We start from the raw sequence: 22,693 nt of genomic DNA, 5'->3' as shown, positions 1-22,693 counted from the left end.
TTCTGATGGCAAAAGAACCAAGGAGAAACATCATGGGTCTCATCAAGATGGCCGCCCTCGGCGCGCTCGGTTATGCCGGGTATCGCTATTACACCAACCGCAACGGCGTTCCCGCCGCCTACGACGACGAAGGCCCGAAGGCCACGCCCTCGAACGAGGTCACCCCGGTCCGCGACGCTGGTCCCGATGCCATGCGCGACAAGCCGAAGACCTGGTCGAAGACCGACGAGACGCTCGACGAGAGTTTCCCGGCAAGCGATCCGGCAGCGACGTACTGATCGCCTGAAAAACGAAGCGAGGGGCGGGGAAACCTGCCCCTTCTGCTTTGAAAGGCCCGCACCGCCATGACCTATAAGCGTTTTTTCGCGATGATCGCGACATCGACCGTGGTGATGTACGGCCTGATGTATCTCAACACCTATGAGATGTCGCACATCTGGTTCAGCCAGACGCGTGCGTGGATGGCTCTGCTGATGGGGGCGGTCATGGCCGTCATCATGCTCGGCTTCATGTGGAAGATGTACGACCGTCCGCCGGTCAAGTTCCTGATCATGGGCGCAAGCGTCGCCGTTTTCGCAGGATCGCTCTGGCTCGTGCGTAGCCAGGAAACGGTGGACGATGTCAGCTACATGAAAGCGATGATCCCACACCATTCGATCGCGATCATGACAAGCCGCCGGGCCCACATCTCCGACCCGCGCGTGCGCGATCTCGCCAATGGCATCATCGATGCTCAGGTTAGGGAAATCGGCGAGATGGAGGCGCTGATCGCCGATATCGAGGCGAACGGCGATGCCGAGGGCGAACCCGCCCCGATCCACTGACCGTCAGGGCAGCCGCGCCTTCACCAGCCATACGCGGATGGCGCTGGCCAACCCCGGCGGCGTTTCGCTCCTGATCCGCTCGGCATCGATCTTCGCGACCAGCGCGTTGATCGACATGTCCGACGCCGCGGCGGCATCCTTCAGCATGTCCCAGAAAATCGGTTCGAGACTGATCGAGGTCTTGTGACCCGCGATCTCGACAGAACGCTTTACCGGTGGGTGATAGGGATCGCTCACAGGTCGATCCGCCACAGCAGCGTTTCGTGGCAGGGGTGGTGCATGTCGCCCGCGTCAAAAGTCCCGACGACGCGCCCGCCGACTTTCTCGATCGTACGCTGCGAGGCGATGTTGTCCTGATCCGTGGTCAGTTCGACGTATTCAAGACCGATGTCGCGCGCTTCCTTGCAAATCTGGATCAGCGCACGCGTCGCATAGCCCTTGCCGCGGTGCCATTCGGCGACCGTGTAGCCGATATGGCCCGGCACACCTTCGGGAAGCGCGCTCGTCCCCTTGGCCCAGCGCAAGTTGATCGCGCCGATGAAGGTGCCATCCTCCCACATCCAGCGGGTAATGCCGGGAAGGCGCGGTTTGAGCGTTCCGTCGGGCATCTCGATCGGCGGGCCTTTCCCGTCGGGATCGTGCATCACGGCAATCAGCCCCTCGGGATCTTCCTCAATCTGCTCCAGTTGCTGCTGACGGACGCGTTCGGTGTTGATGTTGTGCGGCGAGAACCCGCGCTTAAGCGCGTCACGGTATTCGGGCAGCATCGCCAGTGTTGGGCGCACCAGTTCCATCGCACAAGCTCCGTAAGCGCAGGTCACTGAGTCACTTCGTGCATGATGCCCGAACCGCCCTCATCCGGTCCAGTCATCGACCGTGCCAGTCCTCTACCGTGATCGCCCAGCGTTCGTGATCGCGCCACTGCCCGCCGATCATCAGGTATCGCGGGCTGTAACCCTCCTTGCGAAAACCGGCCCGCTTCACGAGCGCGATGGACCGGGTGTTCTCCGGCTGGATGTTCGCCTCGATCCGGTGCAGCCCGACCTCGGTGAAGGCAAAGCGCAGCACTTCGCCCATCGCCTCGGTCATCAACCCGCGGCCTGCCGTCGCCGGATAGCCGTGATAGCCGAGATAGGCGCTGCGAAAGTTGCCCAGCGCGATTTGCGTCACGTTGAAAACGCCTACCAGTTCGCCCGCTGTGGTCCGCGCGATGCGAGTGCGATTGGCGGGCGCCGTGGCGACTTCCAGCCATGCGGCAAAACTTTCTGCATCGATGCAGGGCGACGCAAAATCGCCGTGGTGCCCGCGCGCGGCGCGATTCGCCGCGATCATTTCGGGCCCGTCGGCCTCGGTCAGCGGGAAAAGCTCGATTTTCATGTCACCACGCCACCGGCTCGCGCCCGTTCGCCTTCAGGAAGGCATTGGCGCGGCTGAAGGGTTTCGATCCGAAGAACCCGCGATGGGCCGAAAGAGGGCTGGGGTGCGGGCTTTCGATCACGCAGTGGCGGGTGTCGCCGGACAGTTCGGGAATACGCCGCGCCTTGCCCTGCGCGTGACTGCCCCAAAGTATGAAGACGCTCGGTTCCTCGCGCCTTGCGACTGCGGCAACGCAGGCATCGGTGATCGCATCCCAGCCGCGTTTCTGGTGCGACCCCGCATTGGCCGCCTCTACCGTCAGCGCGTTGTTGAGCAGGAGCACGCCCTGCTTGGCCCAGCGGGTGAGGTCCCCATTGCCCGAAGGCGGGGTGCCGCAGTCAGCTTCCAGTTCCTTGAAGATATTGCGCAGCGAGGGCGGCAGTTTCACCCCGTCAGGCACCGAGAACGCCAGCCCGTGCGCCTGTCCCGGCCCATGATAGGGATCCTGCCCCAGGATCACCACTTTCACTTCATTCAGCGGTGTCAGGTCCAGCGCGCGCAGCCGCTCTCCCCGCGGCGGATAGACGGTCTTGCCGCCCGCTTCCTCCCCGCGCAGCCAGCCGCCCAGCTTGCGCGCCTCGTCCGACGCAAGCACGGGTTCGAGCACCGGGGCCCAGGATTGCGGGATCGCCTCACCATTCATCGTGCAAGGGATTAGGCTTTTTGCCTTTCTGCCGCCAGCCGCCCCTTTCCCTCTTTCCCCATTCGGCCTAAGGGCCATTCATGGCAGTTTACCTCCACGAAGAAGACCTTCCCGAAGGCGTGCTCGCACCCGGCCCCGTGGCCGTCGATACGGAAACGATGGGCCTCGTCACGCGGCGCGACAGGCTGTGCGTCGTACAGATCAGCGACGGCAAGGGCGACGAACACCTCGTCCGCTTCAAGGTCGGCAGCGATTACGATGCGCCCAATCTCAAGGCCGTGCTCGCCGATCCTTCGCGGGAGAAGTACTATCACTTCGCCCGCTTCGATCTTGCCGCGATCCAGCATTACCTCGGCGTTATGGCAGGGCCGGTGTTCTGCACGAAGATCGCCAGCAAGCTGACCCGCACCTACACCGACCGCCATGGCCTTAAAAATCTGGTCACCGAGCTTCTGGGCAAGGACATGAGCAAGCAGCAGCAGTCGAGCGACTGGGGCGCGCCAACGCTGATCGAGGCGCAGAAGGAATACGCCGCCAGTGACGTGCGCTTCCTGCACGAGATGGTTGAGATTTTCCGGGTGCGCCTCGAACGCGAAGGCCGCACCGAAATCGCGCAGGCCTGCTTCGATTTCCTGCCGACGCGCGCGCTGCTCGACCTTGCTGGCTGGGAAGACAAGGACCTGTTCAGCCACGAGGCCTGATAAGCCCTTCGCCCGAGAGGATCGGACCCCATATAACGAGCCATGACCGCCGAAGCCGACATTATCCGCGACAAGCGCCAGCACATGGCGGCGCCCGGCGGCGCGCATGACAAGCTCGTGCGTTTTCTCGTACTGGTCCTGCCGGTCGCGATCGGCGTGCTCTTTGCGCTGATGATCCTTGCGCCGCTGTCGCCGCGCGGGGAAATCAGCTTCCTGCTCGACCGGGACAAGGTGCAGGTCACGCCCAACCGCATCTCGGTGAACAAGGCGATGTACCGCGGCCTCGACGCCGAGGGGCGGCCCTTTGCCATCATGGCGGGCAATGCCGTCCAGAAGACCCGCGAGGTCCGCAAGATCGAAATGGACGACCTGACCGCGCGCATTCTGCTGGACAATGGACCTGCGGAATTGAGCGCGCAGAACGGCATATACGATTTCGGCGACGATACCGTTTCGGTGCCCGGCGCCGTCAATTTCATGGCGGCCGACGGCTATCGCATGATCGCGCGCAACGTCTCGCTCGACCTGTCGGAAAAGAAGCTGGTCGGCACCGGCCGGGTCGAAGGTCGCATCCCTGCCGGCACCTTCAGCGCCGACCGGCTCGAGGCTGATTTGCAGGCCCGCACCGTATCGCTTATCGGAGACGCCCGGCTCCGCATGGAACCCGGCTCACTCAGGATGCCCCGATGACTTTGAAGACCATTCTGAAATCCCGCTCGCTTCGCGCAGGCCTTGCAGGTTTCGGCCTCACCGCCGCCGTCATGCTCGGCGCTCAACAGCTTTCCGCTCAGTCTATCGCCGGGTTCAACTCGAACCAGCCGGTGGACTATGCCGCAAACCGGATCGAGCTGCAGGACCGCGAAAACCGCGTCGTGCTTTCAGGTGACGTCGCGATCAAGCAGGGCGACCTGCGGCTCAATGCCGGTCGCACGATCGTGAACTATACCGATGCCGGCGCGCTCAAGATCCAGCGCATCACCGCCACCGGCGGCGTGCAGGTTGCGCGCGGCAACGAAACGGCACGCGGCAACGTCGGGGTCTACGATTTCAACCGCCGGATCATCACGCTGGTCGGCGATGTGCGCCTGCGCCGCGGGTCCGACACGCTGAACGGAGGCCGCCTTGTGATCGACCTCAACACCGGCGTGTCGAGCGTCGATGGACGCAGCGCGGGTTCGTCGTCCTCTGCCGGCGGCGAGACTTCGTCGAACGGCCGGGTCAGCGGAAGCTTCTCGGTACCCGAGTAAACCTGCCGATCCAAGGCGTGTCGCCCGTCGATTACGCCGCTGGCAACATTGCATAGCGCGGCGCGCAACTTATGGTGCGCGGCGTTTCCAAGCATACCCTTTTTCGGAGCGTCTCCCTTGCCCCAAGATCGCAAAGTAGCCCTGATCACCGGCGTCACCGGCCAGGACGGGGCTTATCTGTCGCGGCTTCTGCTTGAGAAGGGATACGAGGTCCACGGCATCAAGCGCCGCTCGTCCAGTTTCAACACGGGCCGGATCGAGGATATCTACGAGGATCCGCATACCCCGCATCAACGTTTCCACCTGCATTATGGCGACCTGACGGACAGCACGAACCTGATCCGCATCGTGCAGGAAACCCGCCCTACAGAGCTCTACAACCTTGCCGCGCAGAGCCACGTTCAGGTCAGCTTCGAGACGCCCGAATATACCGCGAACGCCGACGGTATCGGCACGCTGCGCCTGCTGGAGGCGATCCGTATTCTGGGGCTGGAGAAGGAAACCCGCTTCTACCAGGCCTCGACGTCGGAAATGTTTGGCATGGTGCAGGAAGTCCCGCAGCGCGAGACGACACCGTTCTATCCGCGCAGCCCTTATGGCGCGGCCAAGATGTATGCCTACTGGATCACGATCAACTATCGTGAGGCCTATGGCATGCACGCGTCGAACGGCATCCTGTTCAACCACGAAAGCCCGCTTCGCGGCGAGACTTTCGTGACGCGCAAGATCACGCGCGCCGCCGCCGCGATCAAGCTGGGCCGTCAGGAAAAGCTCTATCTCGGCAACCTCGACGCCAAGCGCGACTGGGGCCATGCGAAGGAATACGCGCGGGGCATGTGGATGATGCTCCAGCAGGACGAGGCGGACGACTATGTGCTGGCCACCGGCGAAACGGTGGAAGTGCGCGAATTCGCGCGCTGGGTCTTCGAGGATGCGGGCATCCCGGTCGATTTCCGCGGCGAGGGTATCGACGAGAAAGGCTATTGCCAGTCCACCGGCAAAGTCCTGATCGAAGTCGACCCCCGCTATTTCCGCCCGACCGAGGTCGACCTGCTGATCGGCGATCCGTCCAAGGCAAAGCAGCGTCTCGGCTGGAGCCACGAGACCAGCGTGCGCGAACTGGCCCGCGAAATGCTCGAGGCCGATCTTGCCGTGATGCAAAACGCCCCGATCGCCAAGGCGGACTAGAACTAGCCTGCCGACGAACCGCCAAAGCGACGAGCCCATATTGAAGAACCGAATCCGCGATATTGCCGGACCGCTCTGGCCGACGCTGGTGCGGGGGCGGACGCGTGTCGCGCGCGTGGCGAAGGCGGCCCTGGGCGCCCGCGCCTTTGCGTTGGCAGAGCGGCGACGCCGATCGCTTGCGATCGACCTTGACCGGCCTGTCGGCATGGGGGGACTCATCGCCCATGCTCTCCTACTCCATGCGTGGGCGGAAGATGCGGGGACACAGCTTGAAATCAGGGCGTCGAGCCCGCTCTATGGCGATGGCCGCGCGGATGTCTTCCGGCACTGGTTCGAACGCGGAACCGGTAATCAGACGGCACCGCTGGGCCTTTTTGCCAGCGAGTACCTGATCCGTCACCGCGCGCCGCAGCATGTTCCGTTGGACCGGGCGTACGCGCTAATGGCTGCGCATTTCCGGCCTTCGGCAATCCTGTCCGATGCCATCGAAGCGGCTGCGGCGTCGATCGGGCCCTACGACACCGCGATTCACTTTCGCGGCACTGACAAGGTGCTCGATTCCGGCAAGGTCGACTATCGGCAGATGTTTGCAGCGTCCGACGATGCCTTGCGCCAGTGCGAGGGCGAAACCGTATTCCTCGCAACCGATGATCCGGGCTTGGCAGACGCGCTACGCAAACGGCACGGCGGCGTCACTTTCGCGAGCTACGATATCGGCGAAGTTCCCGAAGGAATGCCCCGTCATTTTTCCTCGCTTGCGCCCGAAGACAAGGCGCGCGAGGCTTTGGTCAATATCTGGCTGATTTCCCGGGCCACGCGCGTCTTCAGAACGTCGTCGTACCTTTCTTCGATTTCGCGCCTGCTGAACCCGGCGCAAAAGACCGTCACCATCAATCGCACAATTCTTGCCGAAACGCCGTTTCCCGAACAGGGTGTCCTGGAACAGGAAGCGCGTGAGCGAGGCACGGGACAGTTATGAGCGCAGCCACATTCAGTCTCACCGGCAAGCGCATCTATGTCGCCGGGCACAAGGGCATGGTCGGTTCCGCCATCGTGCGGCGGCTGGCCGCCGAGGGGTGCGAGGTCCTGACGACCGACCGCGCACTGGACCTGCGAGAGCAGAGTGCGGTGCGTGACTGGTTTGCAAGCGAGCAGCCCGATGTCGTGGTCCTCGCCGCCGCCAAGGTGGGCGGCATCCTTGCGAACGACACCTATCCGGCGCAGTTCCTCTACGACAACCTCATGATCGAGGCTAACGTCATCGATGCCGCGGCACAGAACGGGGCGGAAAAGCTGCTGTTTCTCGGTTCCTCCTGTATCTATCCGAAAATGGCCCCTCAGCCGATTTCGGAAGACGCACTGCTGACGGGACCACTCGAATCCACGAACGAATGGTACGCGATCGCGAAGATCGCCGGCATCAAGCTATGCCAGGCCTATCGCCGCGAATATGGCTGCGATTTCATTTCGGCGATGCCAACCAATCTCTATGGGCCCGGCGACAACTTCGACCTGAAGAACAGCCATGTCCTGCCCGCCCTGTTACGCAAGGCGCACGAGGCAAAAGAGCGGGGCGACGGGGAAATCACCGTCTGGGGCAGCGGTACGCCGCTGAGAGAGTTCCTCCACGTCGACGATCTGGCCGATGCCTGCGTCTTCCTGCTGAAGAATTATTCGGGCGAGGATCACGTCAATGTCGGTTTTGGCGAAGACATCGCGATCGCAGACCTTGCCCGGACCGTGTGCGATGTCGTGGGCTTCGAAGGCCAACTGAGCTTCGATGCGACCAAACCTGACGGTACGCCGCGCAAGCTGATGGATTCAAGCCGCCTTCAGGCGCTGGGCTGGTCGCCCCGCATCGGCCTGCGCGAAGGGATTGCGGACGCCTACGGCCACTTCGTCGCCCGCGAAGCGCAAGACTGACAGGCGCTCGCTGCCCGACATGAAGATATTGCTGCACAGCCTGCAATACCTGCCCGACGCGGTCGGGATCGGTGTCTATTCGGGCGGACTTGCCGAAGAGCTGGCCGCGCGCGGCCACGCGGTCGAGGTCGTCGCGGCAAAGCCGTTCTACCCGCAATGGAAGCTCCGCAAAGGTGAGCCTTCTGGAACCTACACGCGGACCGAAAACGGCGTGAAAGTCACGCGTGTCCCCGTCTATGTCCCGGCGGAGCCGAGCGGGGCCAGACGCATCGCCCACTACCTCAGCTTTGCCGCCACCAGCCGAAAGCCGCTGAAACAGGCGGACCGGCCCGACCTCGTAATCAGCGTGGCCCCGGCGCTTCTCGCGGCCCGCGTTGCCGGGCGAGTGGCCAGACAGGCAGGCATCCCGTTCTGGCTGCACATTCAGGACCTGGAGGTCGACGCCGCGATGGCGACCGGCCTGTTGCCCCACGAAGGGCAGGTAGCAAGCGCGGCATTCGCGGTCGAGCGCCGCATCCTGGAGATGCCCGACGTCGTTTCCTCGATCAGTCCCCGCATGCTCGAAAAGCTCGCCGCCAAGGGCGTACCTGCCGAACGCCTTTTCGAACTGCGGAACTGGAGCCAGTCGCTCGACCTTTTTGCGCATGCCGATGGCGGGCGCTACCGAACCGAATGGAACCTCGGCAACCGCAAGGTCGCGCTCTATTCAGGCAATATCGCGCGAAAGCAAGGGCTTGAACTCGTCATCGATGCTGCGCGCCGGTTGCAGAGCCGGGACGACATTGTCTTCGTCATCTGCGGCGAAGGACCGAACCGTGCCCGGCTCGAGGAACATGCCAGTGACCTCGGCAAATATCCAGTTTCACTCGCTGCAGCCGGTGGAACGCCTTGGCGACCTGCTGACCACCGCCGACATCCATCTGCTTCCCCAGATTGCGGGCGCAGCAGATCTCGTTCTGCCTTCAAAACTGACCAACATGCTGGCTTCGGGCCGCCCTGTTGTCGCCACGGCGGCGCCGGGCACGAGCCTTGCCATGGAAGTCGCGGATTGCGGCATCGTCACACAGCCGGGCGACGATACGGCATTCGCAAAAGCCATCGCCGCGCTCGCTGACGATGCAGCCCGCGCGCGAGAATATGGCGTGAACGGGCAGCGGTGCGCGGCGGATCGATGGGCGAAAAAAGCGATCATCGACCGTTTCGAGCACAAGGCGATGGAACTGGTGTCGCGATGAGAGCGCGCCTTGCCAGGGGTATATTCGCGGTCGGATATTCCAAGGCCGTGCATGCGCTGGTGCAACTGGCGCTGATTCCCGTGCTTGCAAACGCATGGGGCCTGCAGGTCTATGGCCAGTGGCTGGTCTTTGCCAGCATCCCGATTTTCCTCGCCGCAGCCGACTTCGGCTTCGGCACTGTCGCGGGCAATAGGATGGTCGGCGAAATTGCGATCGATGCGCCGGAAGAAGCTCGTATGACCTTCCAGTCCGCACTCGTCATGGTGTTGTCGGGCGCGGTCCTGATCTCTCTCGGATGCTTGTGCGTCGCGATGCTGGCGCCCGACAGCCTTATGGTGATCGACAACGGGATGAGCGGGCGGGAAGCGCGCCGGGTACTGGGCTTCTTCGGCATCTATGCAGCGATGATCGTGCTCATGCCGTTGCTTGTCGGCTCGGCAAAAGCCGAAGGCCGTCTTGCAGGTGCGACCGCGATCATGGCCACCTGCTATCTTGTCGAAAGCATCGCCGTCATCCTGTTGGCGGGTTCCGGGTACAGCCCGCTTTATGCGGCAGGGGCGATGATGATCTTGCGGACTTTCGGCATCGCGCTGCTTGCCATCTGGGTAAATGGGTTCGCCTCCTGGCTGCGATTCGGATTTTCGAACGCCTCGAAGCGCCGGATTGCCGAGCTTTGGCGCCCATCGCTTGCCGCGATGCTGCTCCCGATTTCGCAAGCGGGGTACCTGCAAGGTATCGCCATCGCTGCAGGTGCCGTCGCCGGAACCGCGGTCATCCCCGTCTATGCCGCGATGCGTACCATCTCGCGGCTGCCCGCGCAGCTTCTCGCGCCGCTCGCCATCCCGCTCATGCCCGAATTTGCCGCTGCTCGCGCACGCGGCGATACGCGTCGTTCATCGAGTATTTCCGGCGGCTTGCTGGTCGCCTCGCTGGCAGTGGGGATCACTGGCGCAACCGTTGTGGGCTTTGGCGGGTCGCAAATCCTCGAAGTCTGGACCAGCGGGGCGATCGATGCGCCTCAGGCCATGATCGCGGCTTTCGGTGTGCTGGTGCTCTGCCAGTGCTTGTGGGCCCCTGTTTCGGACCTTCTGCTGGCGATCAACCGACACGAAATCTACACCGCCGTCTACGCCGCGTCGGCAGCCCTGTCGCTCGCCTTGACATTCCCGCTTGTCCACGCGCTAGGCATCACCGGAGCAGCGCTCGCCGGGCTCTTGCTCGAAGCGGTCATGGTTCTCGCTGTCGGCTACTCGATCCAGCGCTGGGCCGGGCCGGTCATGCTGAACCCTGTATCGCTAGGTCAATCGCTGTCTGGCAGGGGACACGACCGATGAACCGCGACCGGATCTTCGCCTTCCGGCACAAGGTGCTTGTCCACCTGTTGTCGGGCGTGCTGCCCTATTACGTCGTGAACGAGTTTCCCAAATGCGGTGGCAGCTGGCTGACGGAGATGCTGGCCGACGCGCTCGACTTGCCGTTTCGTCGTAATGAACCCGTGCGGGTCGAGAAGGCGTTGGTGCACGGACACTTCCTTCGTCCGGGCCTGTTGCGGAATGTCGTCGTGCTATGGCGCGATCCGCGCGACGTGCTCGTCTCGCTCTATCATCACTGCTTCTTCATCAGCGAATACGGCGATCAACTTTTCGGGAACGGCAAACTGGTAGCAGGAATGCGCCAAGCCCTGCCGTTCGAAGACTATGACGATGTCGCAGCGAACCTTCCCGCATTCATCGCCTACATCCATGAAAATCCGGTCGTCCCGCGTTTCACTTGGCCCGATTTCGCGCGGCAGTGGGCCGAACGGGATGTCGTTCACACGAGCTACGAAGCACTGCGTGCTGACACGCCGGAGGAGTTGGCGCGGGTCGTCGGCGCCTTGGCCGGTGTCTCTCTCGATAATGCGCGGGCTACGATGATTGCCGAACGGCACAGTTTTGCCCGCGCCAAGGCAAAATCGGAACAGAACCTCGCCCCCGAAGCCCGGCCATTCGTCCGGTCAGGCTCGGTCGGAGGCTGGCGTGCCCAGTTCGGGCCAGAGGCCGAAGCCCTACTCAACCGCCACGGTTATCGCCCGCTGATGGAGCGATTGGGTTACACCTTGTAGCTGCGAAGGAACTGCGCGGCGTGATCCCCTATTTCCCGTCGGAAAGTAGACCACGGGCGGGTGGCTGCCTGACGGGCAATGGCTTGTGGGTCTAGAAGACCTGAACATTTCCTCTCGGCGAGGTCATGCATGACCTCGCCGAGCCGTGACAGGTCGCCGGGTTCAATGACGGTCGCTGCGTCACCGCCAAGCGCAAGGTCGGGGACGCCGGTATTGGTGGTGGCGATCACGTGGCAACCAGTTGCCAGCGCTTCGAGATAGACGAGGCCGAACCCTTCGACGAGCGACGGCATGACGAACACGTCGCTTGCTGCGTAAATTTCTTGCAGTGCGGGTCTGTCCAGATAACCGAGCAGGCGGATTGTCGGATGCGTTGCCAACGCCGCAATACCGGGATCGATCCTGTATGCCACGACCGTCAGCCTGCTGTCTCGCGGTGGATTGGCGGCCCATGCGCGGAGCAGGTGATGCAGCCCCTTGCGCTGAATCCCCTGCCCCACGAACAGAAATTCGCATCTGCCCGTCGGCCTGTCGGGCGGTGGCACTTCCGAAGGTTGGAAGCCGTAGGGGATCACGGTGATGTTGTTCGCGTCGCATCCCGCAAATTCGAGCGTCCTGCGCGTCATCGAACTGGCACAGACGATCGCGTCGGCCTGCCTCCAGGCGTTGTTGATCGCCGCTCGGTCAAGTGCCGCGATCTCTTCGGCGTGCGAGATTGCGACTTCGGGAAAGAGGGCTGCATCCTCGGTCAGGAGCTTGCGGGTAAGACCGGGATGCGGATGGAATTCGAAATCGATGATGCCGGAATGCGGCGGCCTGTCTGCCGGTTCGGGAAGATAATTACCGTAGCAGTAGAGATGAGCGCCGGATTTCGCCGCTAGCCTTGCTCCGCGCTCGGCATGCATTCGATTGATCCGAGCGATCACTGGCGCAATCGGGCGGCGAAGGAGCACTGCCGCAGCTTGCATGGCAAAGCTGCGACCCACAGGACTGACTTTCGATGCAGGCAGCCCCTCGATCCGGCGCCGTCGCAGGATTGGGGGCAAGAACCGGGCAAGCCATCGCGGCGCATAGAAATCGGTCACGAGGCGTTCGAGCATTCCCATCTCGTGAAGCGCGAGGGGAACCTGATAATAGTCCCGGTTTCGGTTGATTACACAAACGAATTTCGAATGTATCGAACTTTGCGCATGCTGGAACCGAGGCCGTGACATCGCGGGTGCATGGCTCAAAACCCCGCTGGGGCAAAGAACTTTCCTACAATAACCTATTTGGTTATTTCATCCTCCGAATCAATCCCTAGGAGGTGCCAATGCCAAATCCGCCCCTGCGCGTTCCCAGTGGTTACGCAACACTCAACAGTATCGGCGTGCTTGCCCCAGACGGTACGGTCGTCCCCGTTTCCAGCGATTTCCCCCTGCCCGTTTCGTCCGACGGCAGCGCGGTTGTTCTCCCGTCCCGGCTGACCGGAAGCGCGACCGGCACCGCGACGTCCGCGCCCTTCTCCCCGGCTGCCGGGAAAGCGGTGACGATCGTGCTCGAAGGAACATGGACGGGCAGCGTTTCCGTCACCCGCTCCAGCGATGGCGGCGCCACGCGTCAGCCCCTTACGCTGGGCGGCCAGCCCTGGGGTCGCTTTACCGGCAATGCCTGCGAACAGGTCTGGGAAGAGCCGACCGCGAATGTGCAGCTCTACCTGGAAATTGCCGTCACGTCCGGCACGCTGAACTACCGGCTGGAGCACTGAGCCATGGGACAGGACATTATCGCACGCGGCCTCGCGGCGCGCTCGTTCGCCCGGCAGGTCCCGGCGCTTGAAGACTATGGCCTTGCCGAAGACGGCAACAGGAACGTCAATACCGCCGCCTTCGAAAACGCCTTTGCCGACGGCAAGACCGTCGTCAGGCTAGCGCACGGCTACTACCCGCTCGAACGGATCTCTGCGACGGCACCGATCCGGTCCCATACGGTGAGCCAGCAACCTGCCGTAATCGTCCCTGAAGGGATGAGGCTGCTCGACGGCAATGGCTCCACGCTCGAATTTCGCTACTCGCGCGGCGTCCAGGCCTCGGGCTGGACTACGTGGGCCTATCCCACGGTCATGTCGGAGCTGGGCGCTCCGGTTGCGGCGGGTGACACGCAGATTACGCTGCAATCGGGTGAAGGCGCGCAGTGGTCGGCTGGCGTGCGGTTCGGACACGGTGAATATGCCAGATCTGAAGGGCCGGTTCACGTGGCTGTTTCGATGTCGTTCAGTGGGGCTAAGGGAAAACCCTTATAGAACCGCACGCCGGACAAGCCAACGCCGAACGCCTCATAAAACCTGTCGAATGCGGTTACCTGCGTCCACGGGCCGCTTGCGCGATCTGAGTGCAGCCAGCCGCGAAAAGAAGCGGTGCAGCCTGGCTGTCGGCGAGCAGCGAACGGTGCAGTTCGATCAGCCTTTCGCCCAGTCTGGCAAGACGCGCGCCGCGCCATAGCTGAAGCTGACGCGCGATCGCGTCCTTGTCGCGGAAGAACAGGCGGCGGGCATCGACCTCGCCCTTAACGAAGCCCGCAACATCGGGGCGGTCGCCCATGCGCGCGGCAAGCTGGGCCAGTTGCGCCACGCGCCGCTCCATCGCGAGGACCGTACCGACGGGGTTGAGGCCAAGCTGCTTGAACCGCGCCAGTTCGTGCGGCACTGCTGCCGCATCGCCCGACAGCACAGCGTCGACCAGCGGCATCATGCCGTCGTCCTCTGTCTCTGCCGCGATGGCGTCAAGGTCTTCGGCGCTCACGCTGCGCGGGGCCTGCGCATCGGCATCGAGATAGAGCGCGAGCTTCTGGACTTCGGATGCCGCCATTCGGATGTCGAGCCCGACCGAACCCGCGATGCGCTGCGCCAGTTCCGATCCCATACGCAGGCCCGCCGCATCGGCCAGCCGCCGCACTTCGCCCGTAACCGATGCGAGGTCGGGCGGGTAGAACATGACGACGAGCGCATCGTCGCGCTTTTCCAGCAGCTTTGCCGTGCGCGACTTGTCGGTCGCGCTGCTCGCGACGATCAGGACCGGCCAGCCCTCGGCAATGTCCGCCGCATCGCTGTCGGTCAGGATCTTCACCGCGTCGTGCGCTTCATCGCCATTGGCGCGCACGATGATGTGGCGGCGGTCACCGAAGAGCGAAGTGGAGCGGGTCTCGTCCGCCAGTCGGACCGGGTCCTTCTTGAGATCCGATCCCTCGATCTCGACTTTCTCACCCGGCGCGTCGAGCAAGGAGACGATGCGCGCCGCAGCGCCGTGGGCACCGGCCTCGTCGGGACCGCAGAAGAAGAAGATCCGCGCCTTGCGCGCCGCACCCGCAGCGGCAGAGGCGAAGTTGCGTTGTGTCGCCTTCACCCTGCCGTGCGCAGCTTTAAGGCCACGCTGGTCACGATGCGGTTAGCGACTTCGACCGTCAGGTTTTCAAGAGCAGTCTGTTCGGCCGCGATCGTCGCATATTCGCTGGAGACCACGTCGATACCCGCATCGGCACCGGCCGTGGCGTCGAGTACGGTTTCACCCGTCGCAAGATCGACCAGCCGATAACGCGCACGCAAAGTGCGGCGTTCGCGCCCGATCGTGTCATCCGAGAGCAGACCAAGCCCTTCGAGCTGATCGTCGAGCCGCACGTCGAGCCGATAACGCGGCGACGCGCTGGCCGAGCCGAGCCGGTCATTGAGCGCATCGCGCATCAGCCAGCCCTGCTGTCCGGGGATCGCGCTCACCGAAACTGAGGACAGCCCCGTCGCGACCTGCCCGTCGCCACCGCCCGCATACATGGGCGACAGCCCGCAGGCGGACAGCATCAGGGCAAGAGGGAGTACGAGAAAGCGCATCAGACGACGATGTTCACCAGCCTGTCGGGCACCACGATCACCTTGCGGACGGGCGCTCCATCAATGTTACGCTGGACTTTCTCGCTGGCAAGCGCAAGCGCCTCCAGTTCGTCCTTGCCGGTCCCCTTGGCCACCGTCAGCGTGTCGCGAAGCTTGCCCTTCACCTGCACGGCGATGGTCACTTCGTCCTCGACCAGCATCGCCTCTTCATAAGTAGGCCATGCGGCTTCGGCGATAAGGCCGTCCATCCGTGCGCGGCTCCACGCCTCTTCCGACAAGTGCGGCATCATCGGCGCGACGAGCAGCATGAGAGCACGGATCGTCTCGCTGCGGCTGGCCGAAGGCGCGGCCTTTTCGGCGGCATTGGTCAGCTCGTAGATGCGCGCCACGGCCTTGTTGAAGCTCAAGGCCTCGATATCGTCGGCAACCGCGGCGATCGTCTGGTGCATCTTGCGCGCCAACGCCTTGTCGTCGCCTTTGGCATTCGCGTCGTACTGGCCGAACAGACGCCACAGGCGCTGCACGAAACGGCCACAACCTTCGATGCCGGCCTCGCTCCACGGCAGGTCGCGTTCGGGCGGGCTGTCGGACAGCATGAACCAGCGCACCGCGTCCGCGCCGTACCGGGCCACGATCTCATCCGGGTCGACGACGTTCTTCTTCGACTTCGACATCTTGATGACGCGGCCGATTTCGACGGGCTGGCCATCGTCCTTCAAGGTCGCGCCATTGCCGTCGCGCACGACTTCGCTCGGACTGAAATAGACCGGCCGACCATCGGCCTCGCGGCTGTAGGTCTCGTGCGTGACCATGCCTTGCGTGAAGAGCTGGGCGAAGGGTTCCTTCACCTCGATCATGCCGCAATGGGCCAGAGCGCGCGTCCAGAAGCGGGCGTAGAGCAAGTGCAGGATCGCGTGCTCGATCCCGCCGATGTACTGGTTTACCGGCAGCCACTTGGCGACTTCGGCCGCGTCGAACGGCTTGTCGCCCGGCTGGCTGGCAAAGCGCAGGAAGTACCAGCTGGAATCGGCAAACGTGTCGAGCGTGTCGGTCTCGCGCCGCGCTTTTGCGCCGCACTTGGGGCAATCGACATGCTTCCACGTCGGATGACGGTCGAGCGGGTTGCCCGGCGTCTTGAAATCCACGTCATCGGGCAGCGTGACGGGAAGCTGGTCCTTCGGCACCGGCACCACGCCGCAGGCGTCGCAGTGGATCATCGGGATCGGCGTGCCCCAGTACCGCTGACGCGAAACGCCCCAGTCGCGCAGGCGATACTGCGTTTTGGGAACGCCCCAGCCGTCTTCAGCAGCGCGGGTGATTATCGCGGTCTTCGCATCCTCGACCGAGAGGCCGGTAAGGAAGTCCGAATTGACGACTATGCCCTCACCTGCCTCGGCCTCGCCTGCGAAAGGCTTGTCGGCGTCAGCCTTACTGGCCGCGACGACGCGCTTGATGGGAAGGCCGTATTTGGTCGCGAATTCGAAGTCGCGCTGGTCATGGCCCGGCACGGCCATGATCGCGCCGGTGCCGTATTCCATCAGCACGAAGTTCGCGATCCACACCGGAAGATCTTCACCCGTGAAAGGGTGCGTAACTTTCAGGCCGGTGTCGAAGCCCAGCTTTTCCGCCGTTTCCAGCTCGGCCGCGGTCGTGCCGCCGGCCTTGCAGAGCTTGATGAAGTCGGCGGCTTCATGGTTCGTGTCGGCAAGGGCCTGCGCGATCGGGTGATCGGCGGCAACCGCAACGAAGCTGGCACCAAAGATCGTGTCGGGGCGCGTGGTATAGACCTCGATCGTCTCGTCGAAGTTCGAACCCTTGAAGTGCGCCTGCAGGCCGGTCGACTTGCCGATCCAGTTTTCCTGCATCAGCCGGACCTTTTCCGGCCACTTGTCGAGACCGTCCAGCCCTTCGAGCAGGTCGTCGGCGAACTGCGTGATCTTGAGGAACCACTGCGACAGCTTGCGCTTCTCGACCAGTGCGCCCGAACGCCAGCCGCGCCCGTCGATGACCTGTTCGTTGGCCAGCACGGTCATGTCGACCGGGTCCCAGTTCACCGCGGATTCGCGGCGATAGACAAGGCCATGCTTGTAGAATTCAAGAAAGAGCGCCTGTTCGTGGCCGTAGTATTCTGCATCGCAGGTCGCGAACTCGCGGCTCCAGTCGAGCGCGAAGCCAAGGCGCTGCAATTGCGCCTTCATGTTGGCGATGTTCTCGCGCGTCCAGCCACCGGGGTGCACGCCCTTTTCCATGGCGGCGTTTTCGGCCGGCATGCCGAACGCGTCCCAGCCCATCGGGTGGAGTACTTCGCACCCGGTCATCGCCTTGAAGCGCGCCAGCACGTCCCCCATCGTGTAATTTCGTACGTGGCCGATGTGTATGCGCCCCGAAGGATAGGGGAACATCTCGAGCACGTAGCTCTTCGGCTTGTCGCTGTTCGAATCCGCGCGGAAGACTTCTGCCTCGTCCCACGCGCGCTGCCAGCGTCCGTCGGCGACCGACGGATCGAAACGCTCTTCAGTCATCTTCGAATGCCCCTGGCGTACGATCAGCCGGTCAGCGCGTCACGGCGCAGTTCGCGCGCCCGCGTGAGGATGATGTCTTCCAGCTTCTGGATCGTGGCGGCCTGGACCGGCGACGCGACCCATGCCCCGCCCTGCGAAACCTCGCGGCTGGCGGCAACGCGCAGTGCATCGGCGCGCAGGTCCTGATCCAGGATCGTGACCGTGACCTTCATACGCTCACCCGGATTGGCGGGGTTCGTATACCAGTCGGTCACTATGACGCCGCCGTTCGAATCGGTCTGGACCAGCGGTGCAAAGCTCAGCGTGTCGAGGCTGGCGCGCCAGAGGTAGGCGTTGACGCCGATCGTGGTGACCTGGCTTGCCGCAAGGTCGGCCTTGACCGCGTCCTTGCTGCCGCCGCATGCGGAAAGCGCGGCCAGCGCGCCGGTCAGCAACAGCGTCTTGGCGAAAGTGGTGGTCTTGCCGATCATCGAATCTCAGTATCCTTGGGCAGAATGAATGTCTTGCGAAGCATCTGCTTCGTCCGGCTCGGGCATGCTCTATCCCGCGCAACGGCGGGCGGCAAGCGTCGAGGCGGGACTACCACCGTTGCTTAATAGGACTAAGGCCAGGTGCAGACTTCGCCGGGCCGGTATAAGGCGCTGTGACGATTAACCGGAGATGGCCGAAAAACCACCCTGCGGATTCCTTGCAACATATTGCGCTGAATCGGTTTTCAGCGACACATCAAGGCTTGGCAGGCACACGGATTGCATAGTAGCTTGGTTGACGTGGCCAAAAACCGGTCGCAGCTGGGAACCGGCCCGTCGCAACAGCGTAGGGTCGGTTGAGAGACGGAGATAGCGGGAAGCCATCATGGCGACGGGAAAAGCATCCATGTTCAGGCGCGTAACGCGTGCAGGCACCGGCCTGCTCGCCGGTGCTGCCTGCGTGGTCGGCCTGTCGTCCGCAGTGGCCGCCGTTTCCGGCAGCTCTATTCACGATCTCAGCATCGCGGCCGCCGACGGCCTCGGCGCCTTCACGCCGTCTTCGGTCGATCCCAAGCTGGTCGACACGCTGCGCCGCGTAAGCGGTAGTGGCGGTGATGCGGGGTCGCTCTTCCGCTTTACGCCCGCCGGCACGAAAACGGGCCCACGTTCGATCACTGTCGCGGTCCGCGTCGATTCCGAAACCGCGCAGGCCATCTCGGTCCGCAAGGCCGCCGACAAGGCTGGTCGCGGCGTCACCGGTGTCGCGCCGGTCGCCTTCAACTTGGGCGTGTCGCGCGGCTACCAGAGCTTCGTTCAGTCGGACGACGTGCTTCAGACCGGCAAGCGCAGCCTGACGGTCGGCAGCCCGATCGGCGAAATCGGCGCGCCCGACCTTCGCACCTTCACGCCCGCCAAGGCGCCCAGCGACAAAAGCCGCTTCAGCACCGTGGTCGAGCTTGACGAGAAACAGAACCTGCCCGGTGCCTCGCCGCGCACGCTCTCTGGTTCGAACGACATGTCGGTCGACGTCGGCGGCGCCTATCGCGTAGCCGGCAACCTCAAGGTCACTGCCGGTATCCGTTACCAGAGCGACCGTGACCGCCTGACCCCGCTGACCGATGGACAGCAGGACAGCCAGTCCGTCTACGTCGGAACGCGCTTCCGCTTCTGATCCGGGTCGCCGCACCTGTCGCGGCGCTTTCACAAAATTCGTGTCCTGTTAGCGGCTGATCGGATCGTGCCCTCGCGCCTTATCCGAACGTCTATGCTGCATTTGCGAAAAGACTATTGCGTTATGTTGCACCGCAGCATAGTTTCGCTAAGGCAGGGTGCGACGAAAGTCCGCTTGTGGAGAGCGGGACCGGCCCATAGGCTGGCTCGCAAGGAGAGCAACTGAAAGGGAAGTATCCAATGAGTCGAGTTGCAGTGGTCACCGGGGGAAGCCGTGGCATCGGCGAGGGTATCAGCCTCGCACTCAAAGAAATGGGAATGACCGTTGCCGCGAACTATGCAGGCAACGACGAGAAGGCGAAGGCGTTTACCGACCGCACCGGAATCCCCACCTACAAGTTCGACGTGGGCGACCATGAAGCGACGCTCGAAGGCTGCGCGCGCATTGCCGATGAACTCGGCCCGATCGATGTCGTGGTGAACAACGCCGGCATCACTCGCGACGGCGTGCTGCACAAGATGACCTGGGAGGACTGGAACGAAGTCATGCGCGTCAACCTTGGCGGCTGTTTCAACATGGCGAAGGCAACCTTTCCCGGCATGCGCGAACGCAAGTGGGGCCGCATCGTCAATATCGGTTCGGTCAATGGCCAGGCCGGTCAATACGGACAGGTCAACTACGCCGCCGCAAAGTCGGGCATCCACGGATTTACCAAAGCGCTGGCACAGGAAGGTGCAAAGTACGGCGTGACCGTGAACGCGATCGCACCGGGTTACATTGACACCGACATGGTCGCCGCCGTGCCGGAACCGGTCCTCGAAAAGATCATCGCCAAGATCCCGGTCGGCCGCCTCGGCCATGCCGATGAAATCGCACGCGGCGTCGCCTTTTTCGTGGCAGAGGATGCGACGTTCGTCACCGGTTCGACGCTGTCGATCAACGGCGGTCAGCACATGTACTGACAAAGGGCGGCGGGTCTTCGGGTCCGCCGCACCTTTCTTGCGAACGGGGAAGACCCATGCCCTCACCTGCCGAAACCGTCGACACGTTCCTGTCGATGTGGAGCAGGCCCGGCGGCTTCGCCGAGGCCGTGCAGCTCTATTTCACGCCCGACACCCGCTACATCAACGTCGGCATGTCCGACACGCGCGGGATTGATGAGACGCTGGCCTTCATCGAAGGCTTCGAAGAGGTCTCCGGCCCCGACAGCCACATCCGCGTCGAAACCCTGACCAGCGCGAGCGAGGGCAACCGTGTCCTGAACGAGCGGATCGACGAGGTCGTCGCCGCCGATGGCCGCGTTGTCGCGAGCATCGGCGTGATGGGCATCTTCGTGGTAGAGGACGGCAAGATCACCGAATGGCGCGACTATTTCGACACCGCTGGGCTCGCCGCGCAACTGGGCGACGATTGACCGGCTAGTTCGCCGGAACTGCGCGCCGTCCCGCTTCTAGGATGGGCAAGCCGCCCTCCGTGGGCACATAGATGATCTGCCCGCGCGATTGCTCAAGGTTCTGGATATAGAGGTAGCGCAAGTAGCCTTCGGGCCCGCCAAGGCTGTCGGCAACGATGCGGTTGGCTTCGGCCAGACCCTTGGCGCGTTCGATCTCTGCATCGGCTTTCAGTTTTGCACTATCGAGTGCGGCCTGCGCCTCGAGGACCGCGATCTTGCGGTTCTGCGATGCCTGAGCGAGTTCCGCTTCGCCCGCGGTCTCGGCGTTCCAGACGCGGACTGAGTTATAGGCCGCGCAAGACCCGAGCCCGCCCCCGACGATGACAAGGAGCAGGAACGCGAGCGCGCCACCAAGTTTCAAGATCGACGCTGCCGGATTGTTCATTGAGACCCCCAAAGATTGATTTTATTCTTGAGTAGCTTCAAGTGACGCAGCACAAAAGAAAAAGGCGCGCCCTATGGGACGCGCCTTTTCTGTTTTCAGCGGCTAGGCCGATTAACGGGCGAGTTCGCTCACGCCCATCAGCGCCTCGTCAAGCGAGCGGGCGCACTGCCGGCCTTCGCGGATGGCCCAGACGACAAGGCTCTGCCCGCGGCGCATGTCGCCACAAGCCCAGACGTTTTCGTCGCTGGTGCGATAGGACACGGTGTCGGCCTTCACGTTGCCGCGCGGATCATATTCGAGACCGGCCTGATCGAGCATACCGCTCTTCTTCGGGCCGACGAAGCCCATGGCGAGCAATATGAGATCTGCCTTCAGCGTGAATTCGCTGCCCTCGATCTCCTTCATCTCGCGGCCTTCCCACTCGATGCGGACGCATTCGAGGCCGGTGACCTTGCCGTTTTCGCCGACGACACGCTTGGTCAGGATCGCCCAGTCGCGGTCGACGCCTTCCTCGTGGCTGGACGACGTCCGCAGCTTCAGCGGCCAGTTCGGCCACGTCAGCGCCTTGTTTTCCTTTTCGGGAGGTTTGGGCATGATCTCGATCTGCGTCACGCTCGCCGCGCCCTGGCGGTTCGAGGTGCCGACGCAGTCCGAACCGGTGTCGCCGCCGCCGATGACGATGACGTGCTTGCCGGTCGCGGTCAGCGTACCGCGCGGGGCGGCGCGCTGTTCGTCGTCGCCCGCGTTGCGCTTGTTCTGCTGCGTCAGGAATTCCATGGCGAGGCGGACCCCGCTCATTTCCGAACCGGGGATGTCGAGCGTGCGGGCGTCTTCAGCGCCGCCAGCCAGGACCACCGCGTCGAAGTTTTCCTTCAGCGTCTTGATGGAAATGTCGACGCCCACTTCGGTCGAAGTGCGGAAGTTGACGCCCTCAGCCTCCATCTGCGCCGCGCGGCGGTTGATGAGGTGCTTTTCCATCTTGAAGTCCGGGATGCCGTAACGGAGCAGGCCGCCGACGCGGTCGCTCTTCTCGAACACGGTGACCGAGTGGCCGGCACGGGCGAGCTGCTGCGCGCATGCCATGCCCGCCGGGCCCGAGCCGACGACGGCAACCGACTTGCCAGTCCGCTTTTCCGGCACTTGCGGCTTGATCCAGTCGTTCTCCCACCCCTTGTCGACGATGGCGCATTCGATCGATTTGATGGTGACCGGCTCGTCCGTGATGTTCAGCGTGCAGGCTGCCTCGCAGGGCGCGGGGCAGATGCGGCCGGTGAACTCGGGGAAGTTGTTGGTGGAGTGCAGCGTGATCAGCGCCTCCTTCCAGTCTCCTTCATAGGTCATGTGGTTCCAGTCCGGGATGATGTTGTTCACCGGACAGCCGTTGTGACAGTAGGGAATGCCGCAATTCATGCACCGCGAGGCCTGCGAACGCAGTCCGTCCTCGGTGTGGGGAATCACGAATTCCTTGTAGTGCTGCAGACGCTCGGCCGGATCCGCGTAAGTGCGGTCGACACGGTCGAGTTCGAGAAAGCCCGTTTCCTTGCCCATCGTT

26 protein-coding genes and 1 pseudogene are annotated in these 22,693 nt (G+C 63.3%); 16 read left to right on the top strand and 11 right to left on the bottom strand.

What is annotated here, in order from left to right; genetic code table 11:
• Nucleotides 1-32 precede the first annotated feature (32 nt).
• Both A9D15_RS10790 and A9D15_RS10785 read left to right on the top strand, forming a co-directional pair.
• Complete coding sequence (locus A9D15_RS10790) at nt 33-278, top strand: hypothetical protein (RefSeq protein WP_066764830.1); 246 nt, start codon at nt 33-35, stop codon at nt 276-278.
• 66 nt (nt 279-344) lie between these two features.
• On the top strand, nt 345-824 hold the full coding sequence (locus A9D15_RS10785) for a DUF305 domain-containing protein (RefSeq protein WP_066764826.1): 480 nt from the start codon (nt 345-347) through the stop codon (nt 822-824).
• 3 nt (nt 825-827) lie between these two features.
• Here A9D15_RS10785 and A9D15_RS10780 read toward each other — a convergent pair whose 3' ends face one another.
• The 4 genes from A9D15_RS10780 to A9D15_RS10765 form a co-directional block, all read right to left on the bottom strand.
• Nucleotides 828-1,061 (bottom strand): ribbon-helix-helix domain-containing protein, encoded by a 234-nt coding sequence (locus A9D15_RS10780; protein ID WP_066764824.1) that lies wholly within the window; start codon nt 1,059-1,061, stop codon nt 828-830.
• A complete protein-coding gene (locus A9D15_RS10775) occupies nt 1,058-1,618 on the bottom strand; it encodes a GNAT family N-acetyltransferase (protein ID WP_066764821.1) in 561 nt (186 codons plus the stop codon). Before A9D15_RS10775 ends, A9D15_RS10780 begins: the two co-directional genes overlap by 4 nt.
• Before the next feature lie 73 nt (nt 1,619-1,691).
• Nucleotides 1,692-2,201 carry a GNAT family N-acetyltransferase gene (locus A9D15_RS10770; RefSeq protein ID WP_066764818.1) on the bottom strand — a complete coding sequence of 170 codons (510 nt, stop codon included), beginning with the start codon at nt 2,199-2,201 and terminating at the stop codon, nt 1,692-1,694.
• Between the two features lies 1 nt (nt 2,202).
• The gene (locus tag A9D15_RS10765; protein WP_066764814.1) at nt 2,203-2,883 is read right to left on the bottom strand and encodes a uracil-DNA glycosylase; all 681 of its coding nucleotides are present in this window, start codon (nt 2,881-2,883) and stop codon (nt 2,203-2,205) included.
• 80 nt (nt 2,884-2,963) lie between these two features.
• Between A9D15_RS10765 and A9D15_RS10760 the strand changes: the two genes are divergently transcribed.
• The 9 genes and pseudogenes from A9D15_RS10760 to A9D15_RS10720 all read left to right on the top strand — a co-directional run bounded on the left by A9D15_RS10760 (nt 2,964) and on the right by A9D15_RS10720 (nt 11,281).
• Complete coding sequence (locus A9D15_RS10760) at nt 2,964-3,584, top strand: ribonuclease D (RefSeq protein WP_066764807.1); 621 nt, start codon at nt 2,964-2,966, stop codon at nt 3,582-3,584.
• 42 nt (nt 3,585-3,626) lie between these two features.
• Nucleotides 3,627-4,274 (top strand): LPS export ABC transporter periplasmic protein LptC, encoded by a 648-nt coding sequence (lptC, locus tag A9D15_RS10755; protein WP_066764805.1) that lies wholly within the window; start codon nt 3,627-3,629, stop codon nt 4,272-4,274.
• On the top strand, nt 4,271-4,831 hold the full coding sequence (locus A9D15_RS10750) for an LptA/OstA family protein (protein WP_082924413.1): 561 nt from the start codon (nt 4,271-4,273) through the stop codon (nt 4,829-4,831). The genes lptC and A9D15_RS10750 overlap by 4 nt, the downstream gene beginning before the upstream one ends.
• A gap of 117 nt (nt 4,832-4,948) precedes the next feature.
• Entirely contained in the window at nt 4,949-6,019 is a 1,071-nt protein-coding gene (gmd, locus tag A9D15_RS10745) for a GDP-mannose 4,6-dehydratase (RefSeq protein WP_066764802.1), read from the top strand.
• Between the two features lie 40 nt (nt 6,020-6,059).
• A complete protein-coding gene (locus A9D15_RS10740) occupies nt 6,060-6,998 on the top strand; it encodes an O-fucosyltransferase family protein (protein WP_066764796.1) in 939 nt (312 codons plus the stop codon).
• The gene (gene fcl / locus A9D15_RS10735; protein ID WP_066764795.1) at nt 6,995-7,942 is read left to right on the top strand and encodes a GDP-L-fucose synthase; all 948 of its coding nucleotides are present in this window, start codon (nt 6,995-6,997) and stop codon (nt 7,940-7,942) included. Before A9D15_RS10740 ends, fcl begins: the two co-directional genes overlap by 4 nt.
• Nucleotides 7,943-7,961: 19 nt before the next feature.
• Nucleotides 7,962-9,177 (top strand): annotated as a pseudogene (locus A9D15_RS10730) (WcaI family glycosyltransferase).
• Nucleotides 9,174-10,511 carry a lipopolysaccharide biosynthesis protein gene (locus A9D15_RS10725; protein ID WP_066764793.1) on the top strand — a complete coding sequence of 446 codons (1,338 nt, stop codon included), beginning with the start codon at nt 9,174-9,176 and terminating at the stop codon, nt 10,509-10,511. Before A9D15_RS10730 ends, A9D15_RS10725 begins: the two are co-directional and overlap by 4 nt.
• Entirely contained in the window at nt 10,508-11,281 is a 774-nt protein-coding gene (locus A9D15_RS10720; RefSeq protein WP_066764790.1) for a sulfotransferase domain-containing protein, read from the top strand. The genes A9D15_RS10725 and A9D15_RS10720 overlap by 4 nt, the downstream gene beginning before the upstream one ends.
• Here the strand turns inward: A9D15_RS10720 and A9D15_RS10715 are convergent.
• Complete coding sequence (locus A9D15_RS10715) at nt 11,269-12,186, bottom strand: glycosyltransferase family 4 protein (RefSeq protein ID WP_172807516.1); 918 nt, start codon at nt 12,184-12,186, stop codon at nt 11,269-11,271. The two genes, A9D15_RS10720 and A9D15_RS10715, sit on opposite strands and share 13 nt — an antisense overlap.
• A 407-nt stretch (nt 12,187-12,593) precedes the next feature.
• Between A9D15_RS10715 and A9D15_RS10710 the strand changes: the two genes are divergently transcribed.
• Nucleotides 12,594-13,028 (top strand): hypothetical protein, encoded by a 435-nt coding sequence (locus A9D15_RS10710; RefSeq protein ID WP_066764783.1) that lies wholly within the window; start codon nt 12,594-12,596, stop codon nt 13,026-13,028.
• A gap of 3 nt (nt 13,029-13,031) precedes the next feature.
• Nucleotides 13,032-13,562 (top strand): hypothetical protein, encoded by a 531-nt coding sequence (locus tag A9D15_RS10705; RefSeq protein WP_066764781.1) that lies wholly within the window; start codon nt 13,032-13,034, stop codon nt 13,560-13,562.
• Between the two features lie 55 nt (nt 13,563-13,617).
• Here the strand turns inward: A9D15_RS10705 and holA are convergent, their stop codons facing one another.
• From holA to A9D15_RS10685, 4 genes are read right to left on the bottom strand one after another with little or no spacing between them, the layout of a single operon-like run.
• Entirely contained in the window at nt 13,618-14,661 is a 1,044-nt protein-coding gene (gene holA, locus A9D15_RS10700) for a DNA polymerase III subunit delta (protein ID WP_066764779.1), read from the bottom strand.
• Nucleotides 14,658-15,140 carry an LPS assembly lipoprotein LptE gene (gene lptE / locus A9D15_RS10695; RefSeq protein ID WP_066764776.1) on the bottom strand — a complete coding sequence of 161 codons (483 nt, stop codon included), beginning with the start codon at nt 15,138-15,140 and terminating at the stop codon, nt 14,658-14,660. Before lptE ends, holA begins: the two co-directional genes overlap by 4 nt.
• Nucleotides 15,140-17,662, bottom strand: a complete 2,523-nt coding sequence (leuS, locus tag A9D15_RS10690; RefSeq protein ID WP_066764773.1) for a leucine--tRNA ligase — start codon at nt 17,660-17,662, stop codon at nt 15,140-15,142. Before leuS ends, lptE begins: the two co-directional genes overlap by 1 nt.
• 23 nt (nt 17,663-17,685) lie before the next feature.
• Nucleotides 17,686-18,132: a DUF3576 domain-containing protein gene (locus A9D15_RS10685; RefSeq protein WP_066764766.1), complete on the bottom strand. Its 447-nt coding sequence runs from the start codon at nt 18,130-18,132 to the stop codon at nt 17,686-17,688.
• Nucleotides 18,133-18,538: 406 nt separating this feature from the next.
• Between A9D15_RS10685 and A9D15_RS10680 the strand changes: the two genes are divergently transcribed.
• The 3 genes from A9D15_RS10680 to A9D15_RS10670 all read left to right on the top strand — a co-directional run bounded on the left by A9D15_RS10680 (nt 18,539) and on the right by A9D15_RS10670 (nt 20,717).
• Nucleotides 18,539-19,303: a Rho GTPase-activating protein gene (locus tag A9D15_RS10680; RefSeq protein WP_082924434.1), complete on the top strand. Its 765-nt coding sequence runs from the start codon at nt 18,539-18,541 to the stop codon at nt 19,301-19,303.
• 239 nt (nt 19,304-19,542) lie between these two features.
• On the top strand, nt 19,543-20,265 hold the full coding sequence (gene phbB, locus A9D15_RS10675) for an acetoacetyl-CoA reductase (protein ID WP_066764758.1): 723 nt from the start codon (nt 19,543-19,545) through the stop codon (nt 20,263-20,265).
• 56 nt (nt 20,266-20,321) lie between these two features.
• Nucleotides 20,322-20,717 (top strand): limonene-1,2-epoxide hydrolase family protein, encoded by a 396-nt coding sequence (locus tag A9D15_RS10670; protein ID WP_066764751.1) that lies wholly within the window; start codon nt 20,322-20,324, stop codon nt 20,715-20,717.
• 4 nt (nt 20,718-20,721) lie between these two features.
• Here the strand turns inward: A9D15_RS10670 and A9D15_RS10665 are convergent, their stop codons facing one another.
• Together A9D15_RS10665 and A9D15_RS10660 are read right to left on the bottom strand one after the other, a co-directional pair.
• Complete coding sequence (locus tag A9D15_RS10665; RefSeq protein WP_066764749.1) at nt 20,722-21,141, bottom strand: SPFH domain-containing protein; 420 nt, start codon at nt 21,139-21,141, stop codon at nt 20,722-20,724.
• 111 nt (nt 21,142-21,252) lie between these two features.
• Nucleotides 21,253-22,689, bottom strand: a complete 1,437-nt coding sequence (locus tag A9D15_RS10660; protein WP_066764746.1) for a glutamate synthase subunit beta — start codon at nt 22,687-22,689, stop codon at nt 21,253-21,255.
• Nucleotides 22,690-22,693 lie beyond the last annotated feature (4 nt).

Source organism: Croceicoccus pelagius (assembly GCF_001661915.1).
Classification (GTDB): Bacteria; Pseudomonadota; Alphaproteobacteria; order Sphingomonadales; family Sphingomonadaceae; genus Croceicoccus; species Croceicoccus pelagius.
This window is presented reverse-complemented; position numbering and strand designations above follow the sequence as displayed.